The sequence below is a fragment of the Limimaricola litoreus genome, from assembly GCF_024159025.1.
GTDB classification, from domain to species: Bacteria; Pseudomonadota; Alphaproteobacteria; order Rhodobacterales; family Rhodobacteraceae; genus Limimaricola; species Limimaricola litoreus.
Window position 1 is genome coordinate 1 of the sequence record NZ_JAMYXC010000012.1, and the last position, 16,943, is coordinate 16,943.

At 67.8% G+C, this 16,943-nt stretch carries 19 protein-coding genes; 7 read left to right on the forward strand and 12 right to left on the reverse strand.

Annotation, left to right across the window (positions count from 1 at the left end):
- Positions 1 to 1,613, forward strand: a 1,613-nt coding sequence (locus tag NHG85_RS00455) for a DNA translocase FtsK (protein WP_253328747.1), incomplete at its 5' end; no start/stop codon positions are given.
- Positions 1,614 to 1,837: 224 nt separating this feature from the next.
- On the forward strand, positions 1,838 to 2,443 hold the full coding sequence (locus tag NHG85_RS00460) for a LolA family protein (protein ID WP_253328749.1): 606 nt from the start codon (positions 1,838 to 1,840) through the stop codon (positions 2,441 to 2,443).
- A gap of 155 nt (positions 2,444 to 2,598) precedes the next feature.
- Here the strand turns inward: NHG85_RS00460 and NHG85_RS00465 are convergent, their stop codons facing one another.
- Together NHG85_RS00465 and NHG85_RS00470 are read right to left on the reverse strand one after the other, a co-directional pair.
- On the reverse strand, positions 2,599 to 3,183 hold the full coding sequence (locus NHG85_RS00465; RefSeq protein WP_305884588.1) for a transglycosylase SLT domain-containing protein: 585 nt from the start codon (positions 3,181 to 3,183) through the stop codon (positions 2,599 to 2,601).
- A 73-nt stretch (positions 3,184 to 3,256) separates the two neighbouring features.
- Positions 3,257 to 4,141 carry an AEC family transporter gene (locus NHG85_RS00470; RefSeq protein WP_253328754.1) on the reverse strand — a complete coding sequence of 295 codons (885 nt, stop codon included), beginning with the start codon at positions 4,139 to 4,141 and terminating at the stop codon, positions 3,257 to 3,259.
- An 83-nt stretch (positions 4,142 to 4,224) separates the two neighbouring features.
- Between NHG85_RS00470 and hspQ the strand changes: the two genes are divergently transcribed.
- From hspQ to NHG85_RS00490, 4 genes are all read left to right on the forward strand, one after another.
- Entirely contained in the window at positions 4,225 to 4,551 is a 327-nt protein-coding gene (hspQ, locus tag NHG85_RS00475) for a heat shock protein HspQ (RefSeq protein WP_099278567.1), read from the forward strand.
- Between the two features lie 82 nt (positions 4,552 to 4,633).
- Positions 4,634 to 5,146 carry a free L-methionine (R)-S-oxide reductase MsrC gene (msrC, locus tag NHG85_RS00480; protein ID WP_502213717.1) on the forward strand — a complete coding sequence of 171 codons (513 nt, stop codon included), beginning with the start codon at positions 4,634 to 4,636 and terminating at the stop codon, positions 5,144 to 5,146.
- A 28-nt stretch (positions 5,147 to 5,174) separates the two neighbouring features.
- Positions 5,175 to 5,753 carry a helix-turn-helix domain-containing protein gene (locus NHG85_RS00485; RefSeq protein ID WP_253328757.1) on the forward strand — a complete coding sequence of 193 codons (579 nt, stop codon included), beginning with the start codon at positions 5,175 to 5,177 and terminating at the stop codon, positions 5,751 to 5,753.
- Complete coding sequence (locus NHG85_RS00490; RefSeq protein ID WP_370362953.1) at positions 5,737 to 6,423, forward strand: RluA family pseudouridine synthase; 687 nt, start codon at positions 5,737 to 5,739, stop codon at positions 6,421 to 6,423. The genes NHG85_RS00485 and NHG85_RS00490 overlap by 17 nt, the downstream gene beginning before the upstream one ends.
- A 39-nt stretch (positions 6,424 to 6,462) precedes the next feature.
- Here NHG85_RS00490 and NHG85_RS00495 read toward each other — a convergent pair whose 3' ends face one another.
- Together NHG85_RS00495 and NHG85_RS00500 are read right to left on the reverse strand one after the other, a co-directional pair.
- On the reverse strand, positions 6,463 to 7,401 hold the full coding sequence (locus NHG85_RS00495) for a ring-cleaving dioxygenase (RefSeq protein WP_253328759.1): 939 nt from the start codon (positions 7,399 to 7,401) through the stop codon (positions 6,463 to 6,465).
- Between the two features lie 153 nt (positions 7,402 to 7,554).
- On the reverse strand, positions 7,555 to 9,003 hold the full coding sequence (locus NHG85_RS00500) for an aldehyde dehydrogenase family protein (RefSeq protein ID WP_253328761.1): 1,449 nt from the start codon (positions 9,001 to 9,003) through the stop codon (positions 7,555 to 7,557).
- Positions 9,004 to 9,124: 121 nt separating this feature from the next.
- Between NHG85_RS00500 and NHG85_RS00505 the strand changes: the two genes are divergently transcribed.
- Positions 9,125 to 9,778, forward strand: a complete 654-nt coding sequence (locus NHG85_RS00505) for a peroxiredoxin (RefSeq protein WP_253328763.1) — start codon at positions 9,125 to 9,127, stop codon at positions 9,776 to 9,778.
- Between the two features lie 86 nt (positions 9,779 to 9,864).
- Here the strand turns inward: NHG85_RS00505 and NHG85_RS00510 are convergent, their stop codons facing one another.
- The 8 genes from NHG85_RS00510 to NHG85_RS00545 form a co-directional block, all read right to left on the reverse strand.
- On the reverse strand, positions 9,865 to 10,428 hold the full coding sequence (locus NHG85_RS00510) for a L,D-transpeptidase (RefSeq protein ID WP_253328765.1): 564 nt from the start codon (positions 10,426 to 10,428) through the stop codon (positions 9,865 to 9,867).
- Between the two features lie 146 nt (positions 10,429 to 10,574).
- On the reverse strand, positions 10,575 to 11,231 hold the full coding sequence (locus NHG85_RS00515) for a hypothetical protein (protein WP_253328767.1): 657 nt from the start codon (positions 11,229 to 11,231) through the stop codon (positions 10,575 to 10,577).
- A gap of 171 nt (positions 11,232 to 11,402) precedes the next feature.
- A complete protein-coding gene (pnp, locus tag NHG85_RS00520) occupies positions 11,403 to 13,535 on the reverse strand; it encodes a polyribonucleotide nucleotidyltransferase (protein ID WP_253328799.1) in 2,133 nt (710 codons plus the stop codon).
- A 186-nt stretch (positions 13,536 to 13,721) separates the two neighbouring features.
- On the reverse strand, positions 13,722 to 13,991 hold the full coding sequence (rpsO, locus tag NHG85_RS00525; protein WP_253328769.1) for a 30S ribosomal protein S15: 270 nt from the start codon (positions 13,989 to 13,991) through the stop codon (positions 13,722 to 13,724).
- Between the two features lie 158 nt (positions 13,992 to 14,149).
- Positions 14,150 to 15,145, reverse strand: coding sequence for a calcium-binding protein (locus NHG85_RS00530; protein WP_253328771.1), 996 nt, complete (start codon positions 15,143 to 15,145; stop codon positions 14,150 to 14,152).
- A gap of 99 nt (positions 15,146 to 15,244) precedes the next feature.
- Entirely contained in the window at positions 15,245 to 15,817 is a 573-nt protein-coding gene (locus NHG85_RS00535) for a cob(I)yrinic acid a,c-diamide adenosyltransferase (protein ID WP_253328773.1), read from the reverse strand.
- Positions 15,817 to 16,020 (reverse strand): twin transmembrane helix small protein, encoded by a 204-nt coding sequence (locus NHG85_RS00540; RefSeq protein WP_253328775.1) that lies wholly within the window; start codon positions 16,018 to 16,020, stop codon positions 15,817 to 15,819. The genes NHG85_RS00535 and NHG85_RS00540 overlap by 1 nt, the downstream gene beginning before the upstream one ends.
- Positions 16,021 to 16,095: 75 nt before the next feature.
- Positions 16,096 to 16,926: an SDR family oxidoreductase gene (locus tag NHG85_RS00545; RefSeq protein ID WP_253328778.1), complete on the reverse strand. Its 831-nt coding sequence runs from the start codon at positions 16,924 to 16,926 to the stop codon at positions 16,096 to 16,098.
- Positions 16,927 to 16,943 lie beyond the last annotated feature (17 nt).

Below are 16,943 nucleotides of genomic sequence, written 5' to 3' on the forward strand. Positions count from 1 at the left end.
CCGCCGAGATCGCCCGCGCCGCTCCGCAGCCCGCCCCGGTGCCGCCGCCGAGCCAGCCCGCCACGCCGCAGGCGGCCTATCCCGATTACGAATATCCGCCGCTCGACCTGTTGATGGACCCCTCGGCCATCGAACGGCACCACCTGCCCGATGCCCAGCTCGAGGAGAACGCCCGCACGCTCGAAGGTGTGCTCGAGGATTACGGCGTCAAGGGCGAGATCGTTTCGGTCCGCCCCGGCCCCGTGGTCACCATGTACGAGCTGGAGCCGGCGCCGGGCCTCAAGGCGAGCCGCGTGATCGGCCTTGCCGACGACATCGCGCGCTCGATGTCGGCGCTCTCGGCGCGGGTCTCGACCGTGCCGGGCCGCTCGGTCATCGGGATCGAGCTGCCCAATGCCCGGCGCGAGATGGTGGCGCTGCGCGAGATCCTCACCGCGCGCGACTACGGCGACAACCAGATGAAGCTGCCGCTGGCCTTGGGCAAGGACATCGGCGGCGAGCCGATCATCGCCAATCTCGCCAAGATGCCGCATCTTTTGATCGCGGGCACCACCGGCTCGGGCAAGTCGGTGGCGATCAACACCATGATCCTGTCGCTGCTCTACAAGCTCTCGCCCGAGGAATGCCGGCTCATCATGATCGACCCCAAGATGCTGGAACTCAGCGTCTACGACGGCATCCCGCATCTGCTGTCGCCTGTGGTCACCGACCCCAAGAAGGCGGTGGTCGCGCTCAAATGGGTCGTGGGCGAGATGGAGGAGCGTTACCGCAAGATGTCGAAGATGGGCGTGCGCAACATCGACGGCTATAACGGCCGGGTGCGCGACGCGCTGTCCAAGGGCGAGATGTTCTCACGCACGGTGCAGACCGGCTTCGACGAGGAGACGGGCGATCCGATCTTCGAGACCGACGAGTTCCAGCCCGAGGTGCTGCCCTACATCGTCGTCATCGTCGACGAGATGGCCGACCTGATGATGGTCGCGGGCAAGGAGATCGAGGCCTGCATCCAGCGTCTCGCGCAGATGGCGCGGGCGTCGGGCATCCACCTGATCATGGCGACGCAGCGGCCCTCGGTCGATGTCATCACCGGCACGATCAAGGCCAACTTCCCGACCCGGATCTCCTTTTCGGTCACCTCCAAGATCGACAGCCGCACCATCCTTGGCGAACAGGGGGCCGAGCAGCTTCTGGGCATGGGCGACATGCTCTACATGGCGGGCGGTTCGCGGATCACCCGCGTGCACGGGCCCTTCTGCTCGGACGAGGAGGTCGAGGAGATCGTGACCTACCTCAAGGGCTTTGGCCCGCCCGATTACGTCGGCGGCGTGGTCGAGGGCCCGGACGAGGAGAAGAGCTCGGACATCGACGCGGTGCTGGGCCTCGCGGGCGGCGGCTCCTCGACCGGCGCCTCCGACAGCGAGGACGCGCTCTACGACCAGGCGGTGCAGATCGTCGCGCGGGATCGCAAGTGCTCGACCTCCTACATCCAGCGCAAGCTCGCCATCGGCTACAACAAGGCCGCGCGTCTCGTGGAGCAGATGGAGGATCAGGGCGTGGTTTCGGCCGCGAACCATGTCGGCAAGCGCGAGGTGCTGGTGCCCGAGGCGCACTGACATCGGCGCGAGCCCCCCGTGAGCGGGGTTTGCAGCAAGCGATAACAATGGCTTAGGCCCCCTACCCCGCCGGGGAGGGGGCCTTTTTCAGGACTGGTCATCCTCTGGCGGGCCGCGCGATATCGCCTAGCGGCAGACAATCGGGCAGACCGACCCTATATCGAGGACCAAGACGCCCCCCCAGCTTTCGGACCGGGGCCACGACATGAAGGACCACGCCAGCCATGACCATGATCCGACGCAGCTTCCTCGCCTCGCTCGCCGCCGCCGGCCTCGCGCTCGCCGCCGGGCCGGCCCTTGCCCGCCAGCTTTCGCTGGGCGAGATCTCGGGCTATCTCAACGGGCTCCAGTCGGCGACCTCCGGCTTCACCCAGATCAACGGCGACGGCTCGATCCAGACCGGTACGATGTACATCAAGCGTCCCGGCCGGATCCGCTTCGAATACGCCGGCGACCGCTCGATGATGATCGCCGGTGGTGGCCAGGTCGCGGTGTTCGACGCGCGCTCCAACACCGGGCCCGAGCGCTACCCGCTCAACCAGACGCCGCTCAGCATCATCCTCGAACGCAACGTCGATCTCGGCCGCGCGGGGATGGTGACCGGCCATACCTCCGACGGCACCAAGACCACCGTGATCGCCCAAGACCCGGCGCGGCCCGAGATGGGTTCGATCCAGATGGTGTTCACCGCCGATCCGGTCGAACTGCGCCAGTGGATCGTCACCGACAACGCCGGGCAGAGGACCACCGTGGTGCTCAACGATCTCGTCCCCGGCGCGGGAATTCCGGAGGTGAAGTTCAACATCCGGTCCGAAATGGCGAAATGGTAACACCCTGAACCGGGCTGCCGCCGGGGCCGGCCCGGCGGCATCTTCCGAGGTCGGAAGAGGAAGACGTCTTCCTGCGCGACCGATGTGAAGGCGCTATGGTGTCCTGCGATGGGGCAAGGCTGGCAAGCCCGCCATGCCCCATCGCGGCAGCCTCTTCAGCGCTTGCCGCAGGCGCGCAGCTGGCTGTCGTAGAGCAGGGTGCGCCGCGCCAGCGAATCAGAGACGTTGATCAGCCAGCCCTTGGATTTCCAGGTGCCGCGCCGATAGCCCGCGCGCCCGTCGTGATAGGCGAGGTACTGGTTGCGCGTGTCGTAAAGCGGAATGCCGAGCTCGCGCTTGGTGCCGTTCATGTACCAGCCCATGAAGTTGGTCGCATGACGGATGTTGTCCCGCTTGTGCCGCCGGCCGCCTTCCTGTTCGAGATATTCGTCCCAGGTGCCGTCGAGCGCCTGGCTGTAGCCATAGGCCGAAGATTGGCGCCCCACGGGAATCACCCCGAGCTTCCATTGGAACGGCGTGCGCGCGTTGCCGATGAATTTGCTCTCTTGGTAGATGATCGCCATCTGCACCGGGACCGGCACGCCCCATTTGCGCTCGGTCGCCTTGAAGGCGCGGAGGTAGTCGGGATGTTGGCGCACGATGCTGCAGGCGTCGTCCAGCTCGCGCGGGGCGGCGAAATCGCGCGGCCCGCATCCGGCCAGGACGGCCAACAGAATCATGGCGCGAAAGAGTCTGCTCATCTGCCCCTCGCAAGTGCTCGTTTTTTTGTGAGCCTAGCCGAAGCCGGGCGGGCGCGAAACAGGGCAGGGTGGTTCAGGCGATCACGATTGCAAGGATGAGCGGCAAGGCGACCACCGAAAGCAACGTCGAGCTGACCACGAGCCCCGCCACCGCCTGCGCGTCCGAGCCGTATTTCTCGGCCAAGAGGTAGGAAGTCACCGCCACCGGGGTCGAGATCTGCAAAACCAGCACCGCGAAGGCCACGGGCGGCAGGCCGAACCACAGCCCGAAGCCCGCGGCCACCCCGGCGCAAAGCGCGATCTTGGCCGCCGACAGCGTGGTCGAGAGCGCCAATGTGCCCGGCCTGAGCCGCGCCACCGCCACGCCGAGCGTGATCAGCATCAGCGGAATCGCCATCTGCCCCACCAGCTCCAGCGTGTTGGTCACGACCTCGGGCGTCTGCCAGTCGCGCCACAAGAACAGCGCGCCCAGCAGCGTGCCCCAGACCAGCGGCTCGCGCAGCACCCGGCCCAGCGATCCGCGCCCCGCGACCAGCCAGATCCCGAAGGTGAAGGAGCCGATCGCCATGACGGCAAAGACCACCACCGCGTAGCCCAGCCCCTCCTGCCCGAAGGCGAACAGCGCCAGGGGCAGGCCGACATTGCCGGTGTTGCCGAAGATCAGCGGCGCGAGATAGGTCGGCATGTCGAGCCGCAGCAGCGCGAGCAGCAGCGCCAGCAATGCCGCCAGGAGCGCATAGCTCGCCGCGGAGGCAAGCGAGAGCGTCGCCAGCGCGGCGGGGTCGATCTCGGTCTGCATCAAGGCCACGAAGATCAGGCAGGGCACCGAGATCGTCATCGCCATGCGGCTGACGAAGGGCACGTCATAGGCCAGCCCCAGCCGCACCCAGACGAAGCCGATGCAGGCCAAGGCAAAGACCGGCGCGGTGATCTCAAGCACTGTCAGGATCAGGTTCACGGACTGTTTCTCCCCCACTTGACCGCCTCGCATGGACCTGTGAGGGGCTTTGCGGGTAATACTGGTGGAAAGGATGGTCTGCCATGCTGAAGTCTCGCGCGAAATATGCCCTCGGGCAGGTGGTGCGCCACCGCAAGCATCCGTTCCGCGGTGTCGTCTTCGACGTGGATGCGATCTTTTCCAACTCGGAGGAATGGTACCTCGCCATCCCCGAGGACAGCCGCCCGGCCAAGGGGCAGCCCTATTACCACCTGCTCGCCGAGAACGCCCAGAGCTACTACGTGGCCTATGTCTCCGAGCAGAACCTCGTGGCGGATTATTCCGGCGAGCCGGTCGATCACCCCGATCTCGACGATCTGTTCGGCCCCTTCGAGGACGGGCATTACCCCTTGCAGGTCGATCTGAACTGATCGCATGCGGTGATGACTTGCGCGTGGTGAGGCGGGCGGTGCAGAGTGCTGCATTGCCTTGCCACGGAGCCTGCCCATGACGATGACCATGCCGTTCGAGGAGCTGCGCGATCGCATCCTCGCGCTGACCGAGGGCGAGACCGACGAGATCGCGCTGATGGCGACGCTGGCCTGCGAGCTGCATCATGCCGACGACCGCTTCGACTGGACCGGCTTCTACCGGGTGACCGAGCCCGGGCTTCTCAAGATCGGCCCTTACCAGGGCGGGCATGGCTGCCTCGTCATTCCCTTCGATCGCGGCGTCTGCGGCGCGGCGGCGCGCAGCGGTACGACCCAGCTCGTCGCCGATGTCGAGGCGTTTCCTGGACATATCGCCTGCGCCGCCTCGACCCGCTCGGAGCTGGTGATTCCCCTCAAGGACGCCCGCGGCGAGGTCTTCGCCGTGCTCGACATCGACAGCGATCGTGCGGCCGCCTTCGAGGCGCAGGACGCCGCGCGCCTCGAAGCGCTGCTCGCCTCTGTGTTCTCGGGGCATCGCCGCGCAAAAATGACCCCAAATAAATTGCGATCCGATCTGAATTACAGCACAACCTGAGGGTTACCTGTACTAAAGGACAGGCTTTATGAGTGATGTCTCGCCCGATCGCGAGGGTTTGGGGCGGGATCTGCGTCGTTTGCGCAGGTCACGAGGGCTGAGGATCGCGGATCTCGCAGCCCTGATGAACCGCTCCACCGGCTGGATCAGCCAGGTGGAGCGGGGCCGCTCCCAGCCCGATTACCAGGATCTGACAGGGTTCGCCCGGGCGCTGGACATGCCGTTGGTCGAGTTGTTTCGCCACGAGCCCCAGCTCGAAGGCACGACATGCGACGTGATCACGGCCGCGCAGCGCCGCAGGCTGGAGGCCGACAACACCGGCGCCATGGACGACCTGCTGGCCCCGGTGATCGGGGGGGTCGAGTTTTACCACTCGACCCTCGGGGCGCAGTCGGCGTCGCAGATTCCGAGCCGGGAGGGCCGGCTCGAAATGGGTCTCGTGCTGGAGGGGGAGTTCGAGATCTGGATCGGCGGGCGGCATCACGTGGTCCGCGCGGGCAGCAGCTTCTGGAGCCGCGGCGAGCCGCTGTCATGGCTCAATCCGCATGATACCCCTTGCACGGTGATCTGGCTGGTGGCACCGCTGCCCGATGACCCAGACGCCTGACATCCCGCCCGCGCCCGATTTCGGCAGCGCCTATGATCCGCCCATGGGGCCGCTCGTGGTAGTCCATGACGATCACGAGGTGCTGATCGTCGACAAGCCCGCCGGGCTGCTTTCCGTGCCGGGCAAGGGGGCGCATCTGGCCGATTGCCTGCTGAGCCGGGTGCAGGAGGCCTTTCCGACCGCGCTTCTGGTGCATCGGCTCGACCGCGACACCTCGGGCGTCATGGTCTTCGCGCTCACCCCCCATGCCCAGCGCCACCTCGGCCTGCAATTCGAGAAGCGCCAGACCAAGAAAACCTATGTGGCTCGGGTCGAGGGTCGCCTCGGACCCGAAAGCGGCACGGTCGACCTGCCGCTCGCCGTCGACTGGCCCAATCGCCCGCGCCAAAGGGTCGATCACGAGAACGGGCGGCAGGCGGTGACCGACTGGCGCGTGCTGCGCGCAAACAAGGCGGAAAGCCGGGTGCGGCTCAGCCCCCGCACGGGCCGCAGCCACCAGCTGCGCGTGCACATGCTGGCGCTGGGGCACCCGATCCTGGGCGATCCCTTCTATGCCGAAGGGGCGGCGCGCGATGGTCATCCCCGGCTGATGCTGCATTCCGAGACGCTGCAGTTCCGCCACCCCGACGGCGGGCGCGGGGTGCGCTTCAGAGCCAAGGCCCCGTTCTAGGCGCACCCGGCACCGTCATGCGGCGCCGGGCCTGCCGGGTCAGCTCGCCTCGTCCAGCGGTTCGAGCCGGCGCTCCAGCTCGGCGCGCAGATGCTCGTGCTGACGCGGCAGCTTCAGCGCCTCCCCGAGATGCGCGCGGTCTTCGTCGCGGTCGAAGCCGGGCTCGTTGGTCGCCACCTCGAACAGCACGCCGCCGGGGCTGCGGAAGTAGATGGCATGGAAATAGTCGCGGTCGATCTGCGGCGTGGTGGGCCAACCCGCCTGCGCCAGTGCCTCGGCCACCTCGGCCTGCACCTCTCGGCTGTCCACGGCAAAGGCGATGTGATGCACCGAGCCCGCGCCCTGCTGCGCCCGCGGGGCCGCCGGATCGGTGCGGATGTCGATGGCGCGCGCCGGGTTGCCGCCCTCGATCTCGTAGCGCGTCACCGCGCCGTCGCGCGCGGTCTCGCGGTAGCCCATGAACTGCAGCAGCTCGGCCGTCGGCCCGGCATCGCGCAGCAGCATCTCGACCGAGTGAAAACCCCGGATCGCGATCTCGGCCTCCACGCCGCCGCCAGTCCATGGCGCGCGGTTATCCTGTTCCACTTCCACGAGCGCCAGCCGCTCGCCATCCGGCCCGTCGAACAGCAGGCGCGCCGCGCCAAAGGCGGTGTCGCGTGCGATGTTCTCGACATTGCGGTCGCGCAGGCGGTCTTCCCAGGCGGAGGCCGCGCCTTGCGGGATCGCCATCGCGGTCACGGAAACCTCGCCCGCGCCGCGACGGCCGCGGGCCGCATCGGGAAAGGGGAAATAGGTCATCACCGTGCCGGGGGTGCCGATCTCATCGGCATAATAGAGGTGATAGACATCCGGCGCATCGAAATTCACCGTCTTCTTGACCCGGCGCAGGCCGAGCGTTTCGGTGAAGAAGGCGTTGTTGGCGCGGGCCCCCGATGCCATCGAGGTGACGTGGTGAAGGCCGCGGATCTGGGTCAGCATGGCGTGGCTCCTTTGGTGTCGGAGCAAAGATAGGCCGCCCATCCCCATGCACCATCCCCGCTCCGAGCGCCCCAATGGTGCGCAGACGCGCAGGCCGGGGCGCCCGAGGCGTTGCGAGGGAAGGGCGCGCCACCCATGGCGCGCCCGAAAGGGTCACTCCGCCGCGTCGAGACCCCAGCCGGAGATCGCCTTCACCTCGAGGAATTCCTCAATCCCCCAGATGCCGCCTTCGCGCGCGCGGCCCGACTGGCCGACGCCGCCAAACGGCGCGCCCGCACCACGGGAGCGGCCGTTCATCTCGACCATGCCCGAATGCAGGGCGAGGGCGAGCCGGTTGCGCCGCGCCGGATCGGCGCTCTGCACGTAATTGGTGAGGCCGTAGGGCGTGTCGTTGGCGATCTCGATCGCCTCCGCCTCGTCCTCGAAGGGCATGATCGACAGCACGGGGCCGAAGATCTCCTCCTTCGCGATGGTCATGTCGCGGCTCACGTCGGCAAAGACCGTGGGCCGCACGAAGAAGCCGCGGTTGACCCCTTCGGGCAGGCCCGGCCCGCCCGCGACGAGGCGCGCGCCCTCCGCGATGCCGGTCTCGATCAGCCCCTGCACCTTCTCCCACTGGGTTTTGTTGACCAGCGGGCCGACATGGCCGCCGGGCTGATGCGCCGGGCCGACGCCGATCTCGCCCGCCGTCCGCGCCGCGATCTCGACCGCGTCGTCGTAGAAGCCGCGTTCGACCAGCATCCGGGTCGGCGCATTACACGACTGGCCGGTGTTCTGCATGCAGTGTTGCACGCCGCGGACCACCGCCTCCTCGCCCGCGTCGGCGAAGACCACGTTCGCGCCCTTGCCGCCCAGTTCCAGCGTCACGCGCTTGAGCGTCTCGGCCGCGGCCTTTGAGATGGCGCGGCCCGCGCGGGTCGAGCCGGTGAAGGAGATCATCTGCACGTCTTCATGGGTCGACAGCTGCGTGCCGACACCGACGCCGTCGCCGTTGACGAGGTTGAACACGCCCGCCGGCACACCTGCATCGTGCAGCATCTCGGCAAAGACGATCGAGGAGAGCGGCGCTTCCTCGGAAGGCTTCAGCACGATGGTGCAGCCGGCCAAAAGCGCCGGGATCACCTTGAGCGAGACCTGGTTCATCGGCCAGTTCCACGGCGTGATCAGCCCGACGACGCCGATCGGCTCCAGCGAGATCATCGTATCGGGGGCGTGATCGCCCAGCGGGCGCAGCCATTCGATCTGCTCGAAAGCCCGCAGGAAGCCCTTGGTGTGTCCCTTGAGCGCGGCGGCCTGCGAGCCGCGGGCCAGGTCGATCGGTGCGCCCATCTCGAGGCTGATCGCCTGCGCGAGGTCCTCCTTGCGGGCCTCGTATTGCTCGAGGATGCGCTCGACCACGGCGCGGCGCTTGGTGGGCGGCGTGGCGCGCCAGCCGGGGCCCACGCGCAGGGCGGCGGCGACGGCGGCGTCGGTGTCGGCCTGTGCCCCCAGCGAGATGACGGCGCAGGGCTCTTCGGTCGAGGGATCGATCACCTCGCAGTCGCGCGGCGCGGCCGGTGCGCGCCATTGGCCGTCGATGTAGAACTCGCGTTTCTCGATCATGGACATCTCCTCCCGTATCGCCGCGCAGAGTGGCACCGGCGATAGCCGCCCGCAAGCTATGGTGCGTGGCGGCGCGGCTTCCTATGTTGGCGAAGAACGACCCGTGAATTTGGAGGCGACCATGGCCCTGCGCATCAATGACGAGATCCCGAACCTGACAGTGACCACCGATCAGGGCAGCCTTGCCTTGCACGACTGGGTCGGCGAGGGCTGGGCGATCATCTTCAGCCACCCCAAGGATTTCACCCCCGTCTGCACCACCGAGTTCGGCGCCGTGGCGCGGCTCCAGTCGGAATGGGACAAGCGCGGCACCAAGGTGCTTGGCGTCTCGGTCGACGGGGTCGAGGAGCACAAGCGCTGGAAGGCCGACATCGAGAAGGCGGGCGGCGCCGCGCCGCAGTTTCCCATCGTCGCCGATGACGGGCTGGAGCTGTCCAAGGCCTTCGACATGCTGCCCGCAGAAGCCTACCTGCCCGACGGGCGCACCCCGAACGACAGCGCCACGGTGCGGGCGGTGTTCATCATCGGCCCCGACAAGAGGCTCAAGCTGTCGATGACCTACCCGATGACGGTGGGGCGCAACTTCGGCGAGGTGCTGCGCGCGCTCGACGCGCTGCAGCTCTCCACCGGCAAGGGCGTGGCGACGCCGGCCGACTGGCAGCTGGGGCAGGATGTGGTGATCCCGGCGACGCTGTCGGACGAGGACGCCAAGGCGAAGTTCGGCGATTTCGAGACGGTGCTGCCCTATCTGCGCCTGACCAAGGCGCCGCAGTAAGACCGATGGGGCGCCCTCGGGGGCGCCCCTTTCGCATCAGCCGACCGTGGCGACCATCGCCCCGCGCGGCCATCACGCCCGTCGCCTCAGGCGACCACGACCGTCGTGCCGATCGGCACCCGGTCGTAGAGATCCTCGACATGCTCGTTGATCAGCCGCACGCAGCCCGATGAGAACTTGCGCCCCATGGTCCAGGGCTGCGGCGTGCCGTGGATGCGGTAGAGCGTGTCGCGGCCCCTGCGGTGCAGATAGAGCGCGCGCGCGCCCAGAGGATTGCGCGCATGGCCGCCGGGCAGGCCGCCCGCATAGGGACCGTAGACCGCCGGCTCGCGCCGGATCATGTTGGCGGTCGGCGTCCAGGCCGGCCATTCGGCCTTGCGCCCCACCTGCGCCGTGCCGGTGAAATTGCGCCCCGCAGCGCCCAGCGCCACGACGTAGCGGATCGCCCGGCCCTGGCCCAGGGTCCAGTAGAGCCGGTTCTGCGCGATCCGCACGTGGATCTGGCCCGGCGCCAGCGTCTCGTTGACGTTGATTTCGGTGGGAAGCCAGTCGCGCGGGATCTTCACCACGCGTGGCGGAGCCGCCAGCACCGGCCCGGTTGCGATCGTGGCCGCGGCGGCGGCGATCATGCCGCGTCTCGTCAGTTCCATGCCTGCCTCCTTGCCGGGCTCTGCGGCCCTTTGGCGAGTCTCGATACGAAAGGATAGCACGAGTTCACGAAAACGAGGGGGCGAAAATCGAAAAGGAGCGCACCGTCACCGATGCGCTCCTGTCCATGGCTGTCAAGGTCCGGGCTTCAGAACCGGTAGCTGACACCGAGTGAGAGCCAGGGGTAGACCACGAGATCGCCGCCCATCTCATTGGCATCGTCCTCCATGTCCTGAAGATCCTGCTCGAATTCGGCGTCCACCGCAGGATCGCCGCTGTTGCCGTCGAGCGTGACCTCGACGCCGCCGATGCCGATCAGGCCGAACTCGCTCTCGAAGCCCCAGCCGCGCGCGCCACCGCTGACATAACCGATGCTCAACATCGGCGCGACGTCGTTCTCGAAACGCATCGAGGCGTCGATCCGGGCGTCGTCATAGGACATTTCGTCATCCGCTTCGAAGCCGGTACCGCTGCCGTTGAGGGTGCTGTCGGAGAAGAACAGGCCGCCCGAGACCCGGAAGCCGCCGGCGCGGGGGTAATAGTCGGCCAGCGCCGCGATGCCGCCGAGACTGCCGTCGGCGGTGATATCGGTGCCGAAATCCTCCTCGTCGCCCTCGAACTCGAAATCCGGAATGCCGGTGAGCACGCCGCGCAGGCGCAGCTTGGGCATCACCTCGTAAGAGGCAGAGCCGTAGAGACCGAAGGTCGAGATGCCGAAACCGGCGGAGGCGCCTTCGACGGATTGCGCCTGCGCCCCGGCTGCGGTGAGGAAAAGAGCGGCGGCGAGAGAGAAGCTGCGGGTCATCTTCGATCCTTGTTGATTGCGCCTGCATCTGCCGAAAAGCGTCCGGCGCGTTCAACCCAAAGTCGTAGGATCACAGATTGGTCACAATTCCGTGTGGCTCTTTCGCCGCATGGCAGCAGACACGAAAAAGGGGCCCGAAGGCCCCTTTCCCGATCATGAATGGCGCTGGTCTCACTCGGCCTGCGCGTCGGCCTTGGCCTCTTCGCCGGTCTCCTGATCGACGACCTTCATCGACAGGCGCACCTTGCCGCGATCGTCGAAGCCCAGAAGCTTGACCCAGACCTCCTGGCCTTCCTTCAGCACATCCGAAGGATGGTTCAGACGGCGGTTCTCGATCTGGGAGACGTGCACGAGGCCGTCCCGCTTGCCGAAGAAGTTCACGAAGGCGCCGAAGTCGACGAGCTTGACGACCGTGCCCTTGTAGACCTTGCCTTCCTCGGGCTCGGCCACGATCGAGTAGATCATGTCATAGGCCTTCTGGATGGCCTCGCCATTGGCCGAGGCGATCTTGATCACACCGTCGTCGTTGATGTCGACCTTGGCGCCCGAGACCTCGACGATCTCGCGGATCACCTTGCCGCCCGAACCGATCACTTCGCGGATCTTGTCGGTCGGGATCTGCATCGTCTCGATGCGCGGGGCATGGACCGAGAAGTCCGCGGCACCCGAGAGCGCCTTGTTCATCTCGCCCAGGATGTGCAGGCGGCCGGCCTTGGCCTGCGCCAGCGCCTTCTTCATGATCTCGGGCGTGATGCCCGCGACCTTGATGTCCATCTGCAGCGAGGTGATGCCCTCTTCGGTGCCCGCGACCTTGAAGTCCATGTCGCCGAGGTGATCCTCGTCGCCCAGGATGTCGGTCAGCACCGCGTAGGAGCCGTCCTCTTCGAGCACGAGGCCCATCGCCACGCCGGCCACGGCCGATTTCAGCGGCACGCCCGCATCCATCATCGCCAGCGACCCGCCACAGACCGAGGCCATGGAGGAGGAGCCGTTCGATTCGGTGATCTCCGAAACGAGGCGGATGGTGTAGGGGAAGTCGGTCGGCGCCGGGAGCACCGCCTGCAGCGCCCGCCAGGCGAGCTTGCCATGGCCGATCTCGCGGCGGCCGGGGCTGCCCACGCGGCCCACTTCGCCCACCGAGTAGGGGGGGAAATTGTAGTGCAGCAGGAAGTTGGATTTGAAGTTGCCGTGCAACGCGTCGATGAACTGCTCGTCATCGCCGGTGCCCAGCGTGGTCACGACCAGCGCCTGGGTCTCGCCGCGGGTGAACAGCGCCGAGCCATGGGTGCGCGGCAGCATGCCGGTCTCGGCCACGATGTCGCGCACCGTGTCGAGGTTGCGCCCGTCGATGCGGTTGCCCTTCTTGACCACGTCGCCGCGCAGGACCGAGGATTCCAGCTTCTTGAAGGCGGAGCCGAGGTTCGCATCCTCGAGCTGCTCTTCGGAAAGCTGCGCTTTGATCTCGTCGCGCGCCTGGGCGACGGCGGCGGTGCGCTCCTGCTTGTCGGTGATCGCGAAGGCGGCGCGCATCTTGTCTTCACCGGCGGCCTTCACGGCCTCGAAGAGCTCCGAGTAGTCCGGCGGGGTGAAGTCGAAGGGCTCCTTGGCGGTCTCTTCGGCCAGATCGATGATCAGGTCGATGACCGGCTGGATCTGCTCATGCGCGAAGGTCACGGCGCCGAGCATCTCGTCCTCGGTCAGCTCGTAGGCCTCGGACTCGACCATCATGACCGCGTCCTTGGTGCCCGCGACGATCAGGTCGAGGCGCTGCTCGGGGTTCGCGCGCAGGTTCTGCATGTCGTCGACGGTCGGGTTCAGCACGTATTCGCCATCGACGAAGCCGACGCGGGCACCGGCGATCGGGCCCATGAAGGGCGCGCCCGAGATGGTCAGCGCGGCGGAAGCGGCGATCATCGCCACGACATCGGGGTCGTTGACGAGATCGTGGCTGAGCACTGTGCACATCACCAGAACTTCGTTCTTGAAGCCCGGCACGAAGAGCGGACGGATCGGCCGGTCGATCAGGCGCGCGGTCAGCGTCTCCTTCTCGGTCGGGCGCGCCTCGCGCTTGAAGAAGCCGCCCGGGATCTTGCCGGCGGCGTAGTATTTTTCCTGGTAGTGGACGGTCAGGGGAAAGAAGTCCTGACCGGGCTTGGGCGCCTTGGCAAAGGTGACGTTGGCCATGACGCTGGTCTCGCCGAGCGTGGCGATGACCGAGCCGTCGGCCTGACGGGCGACCTTGCCGGTTTCCAGCGTCAGCGTCTCTTCGCCCCACTGGATCGATTTTTTCACATCGTGAAACATCGTCTTTTCCATTCTGGCCCGACCTTCGGGCCCTTGTGCCCCCCTAATGCGTGAACAATCCCTGGGGGCGGGTTGCGGAGGGGCCGGATGCCCCTGGCTCTCGTTGGTCCGTGACGCGGGGCGAGCCCGGTCCGCGCCATCCCGGATAGAGAAGGGACCGCGCCCGAAGGCGCGGTCCCCGAAACCTTAGCGGCGGATGCCGAGGCGGCCGATCAGGGCCTTGTAGCGCTCGACGTCCTTGTTCTTGACGTAGTCGAGAAGCTTGCGGCGACGGGCGACCATCTTGAGAAGGCCACGGCGGCCGTGGTTGTCCTTCTTGTGGGTCTTGAAGTGCTCGGTCAGGGTCGCGATGCGCGAGGTCAGGATCGCGACCTGCACCTCGGGCGAACCGGTGTCGCCTTCCTTGGTGGCGAATTCGCTGACGACCTTGGCCTTGTCTTCCACGGTGATCGACATCGGGGTCTCCTTTTTGGGATGAGGGTGATGGCGCAAGCCGGGATGTCGTCCAGCAGGGCCCATGGAGCAACCGCCCTTCCGAAACGGAACGGCGGTTGCGTGCCCATAAGGGAAAACGGCTCAAAAGGAAAGCCCGTTGCGCGCGGCAGCGGGCGGCGTCAGGCGGCGCTGTCCGCCAGCAGGACCACCGCGTCGGGCGCCAGCGCGGTGATGCCGTCGAGCCGGGCCAAAGCCGCGCCGTCGGCGCGCAGCAAAAGCCCTTCGGGCACCGCCTCTGCCGTCAACTCGGGCACGAGGCCGGGCGGATGCAGCACCATGATCTGATCCTGCGCCGCGTCGAAATCGACGATCACCGCCGCCTCGCCCGCCTCCATGCTGCGCAGCGCGAAGAGATCGCCCCCCGTGCCGCCATGCGCCGTGTCGCCTGCGCCGGCGTGGATCTCATCGTCGCCGTCGCCGCCGTTGAGCCAGTCCGCAGCCCCGTCGCTCGCGCCCGAGAGCCTGTCGTCGCCCGCGCCGCCATGCAGCACGTCGCGCCCGTCGCCGCCGTCGAGATCGTCGTCGCCCAGATCTCCGGCCAGCGCATCCGCGCCCGCGCCGCCGCGCAGCAGGTCGGCGCCGTCGCCGCCCGACAGCCTGTCATGGCCCGCGTCGCCCCAAAGCGCGTCGTCGCCCACATGGCCCCAGAGCGCGTCGTCGCCCTCTTCGCCCCGAAGCGCATCCGCGCCCCGGCCGCCGTGCATCTCGTCCGCGCCATCGCCGCCGAGGGCCCGGTCGTCGCCGTCGCGCAGGTCGACGTGATCGTTCCCCGCACCGGCGTCGATGTCGTCCGATGCGGGCGTGCCGAAGATCACGTCGGGCCGCGCGGTGCCCACGTCCGAAAGGCGCTGCGGCTCCGCCGTCCCGGTCGCGCCCTCGTGCAGGGCGTTTGCAGGGGCATCGCTTGCGGCGACGTCGCCCGTCGGCGCGTCTTCGGGCAGGGACGTTTCGCCATCGGCCGCGTCGAAGCCCGGCGCGTCGTCGAGCGGCAGGACCTCGAGCGCGGGGTCGGACGCCTCGTCCCCGGCGGGATCGGGCGACTCCTCGATCTCGACCGTGGGCAAGAGGGCCGCGCCGGTCAGGGCAAGGCCGATCAATCCGATGAGAGCAAGCATGACGATCTCCGCGAGGGCAGAAGACCGTATAGCATGGCGCGGCCCGTCCCCGGTGCGAAACCGGGGCGCAGGGTTAAGCGGGCCTTGTCAGCGGTTGGGTCAGCGGTTTGCGCCGGGCTGCCACAACACGTCGCCCGCGCCATTGGCATTGGCCGCGCGCGAGGCCACGAAGAACCAGTCCGACAGGCGGTTGAGATAACGCGTGGCGTCTTCGTTCACCGCCTCGGCGCGGCCCAGCGCCACGGCCAGCCGCTCGGCCCGGCGCGAGACGGTGCGGCACAGGTGCAGATGCGCGGAGAGCGGCGAGCCGCCGGGCAGCACGAAGCTTCTGAGCGGCGCGAGGTTTTCGTTCATCGCGTCGATTTCGCGCTCCAGCCGCTCGGTCTGCGCTGCGACCATGCGCAGCACCGGGTAGGGGGCCTCTGCGTCGCGCTCGGGCGCGGGGCGGCACAGGTCGGCGCCAAGGTCGAACAGGTCGTTCTGGATCCGGCCCAGCGCCGCCTCCATCTCGCCCTCCGCATGCAGCCGCGCCAGCCCTGCCGCGGCGTTGGTCTCGTCGACCGTGCCGTAAGCCTCGACCCGCAGGTCGTCCTTGGCCCGGCGGCTGCCATCGCCAAGCGCGGTGTCGCCCTTGTCGCCGGTACGGGTGTAGATGCGGTTGAGAACGACCATCAGTTCGACCCCCTGAGGAAGACGTAAAGCAGGATCAGCAGCACCGCGACGAACTGCGCGCCGATGCGCCAGCGCATGATGCGGTTGGCGTGCTTGCGGTTGAACTCGCCGCCCCTGCCGAAGGTGCCGACCCCGAACATCAGGATGGCGGCGACAAGCCCCACGGCGACAAGGACGAGGATGAGAAGCGGATCTTGCAGCATGGCGGGCCTTTCGCGGTTGTCATGACATCTAGGGTCCCGGGCCGTCGAGGCAAAGCGGGCGCGGTGTCGCGGGGGTCAGCCCCGCGAGACCACCCAGTCGAGCGCCCGCGTGGGCAAGAGCCGCCGCAGCGTCCCCGACAGATAGGTCGGCGCGGTGACGTAATAGCGCGCCTGCGGGCGCGCAGCCTCGAGCGCATGGGCCAGCTTCTCCGCCACCGCTTCGGGCGGCAGCTCGAACCGGTCGGGGCCGCGCTCGCCGTAGAGCCGGTGCAGCAAGCCCTCGTATTCCGCGCGCTGCGAAGAGCCCTTCCAGTCGATCCAGCGTTCGAAATGCGGGATCGAATTGGCGCGGATGCGAGAGGTGACGGGTCCGGGCTCGATCAGCGCGACATGGATGCCGGTGTCCGCCATCTCGAGCCGCAGCACGTCCGTGAGCCCCTCCAGCGCGAACTTGGTCGCGACATAGGCGCCGCGCCATTTCACCCCGACCAGCCCGAGCACCGAGGAGCAGTTGACGATCCGCCCGTGCCCTTGCGCCCGCATCACCGGGATGACCTGCCGCGTCAGATCGTGCCAGCCGAAGAGATTGGCCTCGAAGATCTCGCGCAGCGCCTCGCGCGGCAGATCCTCGACCGCGCCGGGGCAGGCGAAGGCGCCGTTGTTGTAGAGCGCGTCGAGCCGTCCGCCGGTGGCGTCGAGCAGCTGTTCGAGCGCCGTGGTGAGGCTTTGCGGATCGGCATAGTCGAGCCGCGGCGCCTCGAAGCCCTCGGCCCGCAGGCGCGCGCAATCGGCTTCGGCCCGGCAGGAGGCGAAGACGCGCCAGCCGCGCTCGCGCATGTGCCGCGCGGCGGCAAGACCGATGCCGGAGGAGGAACCGGTGACGAGGAGGGTGCGCTTCGTGGTCATGCTTCGCTCATGGCGCG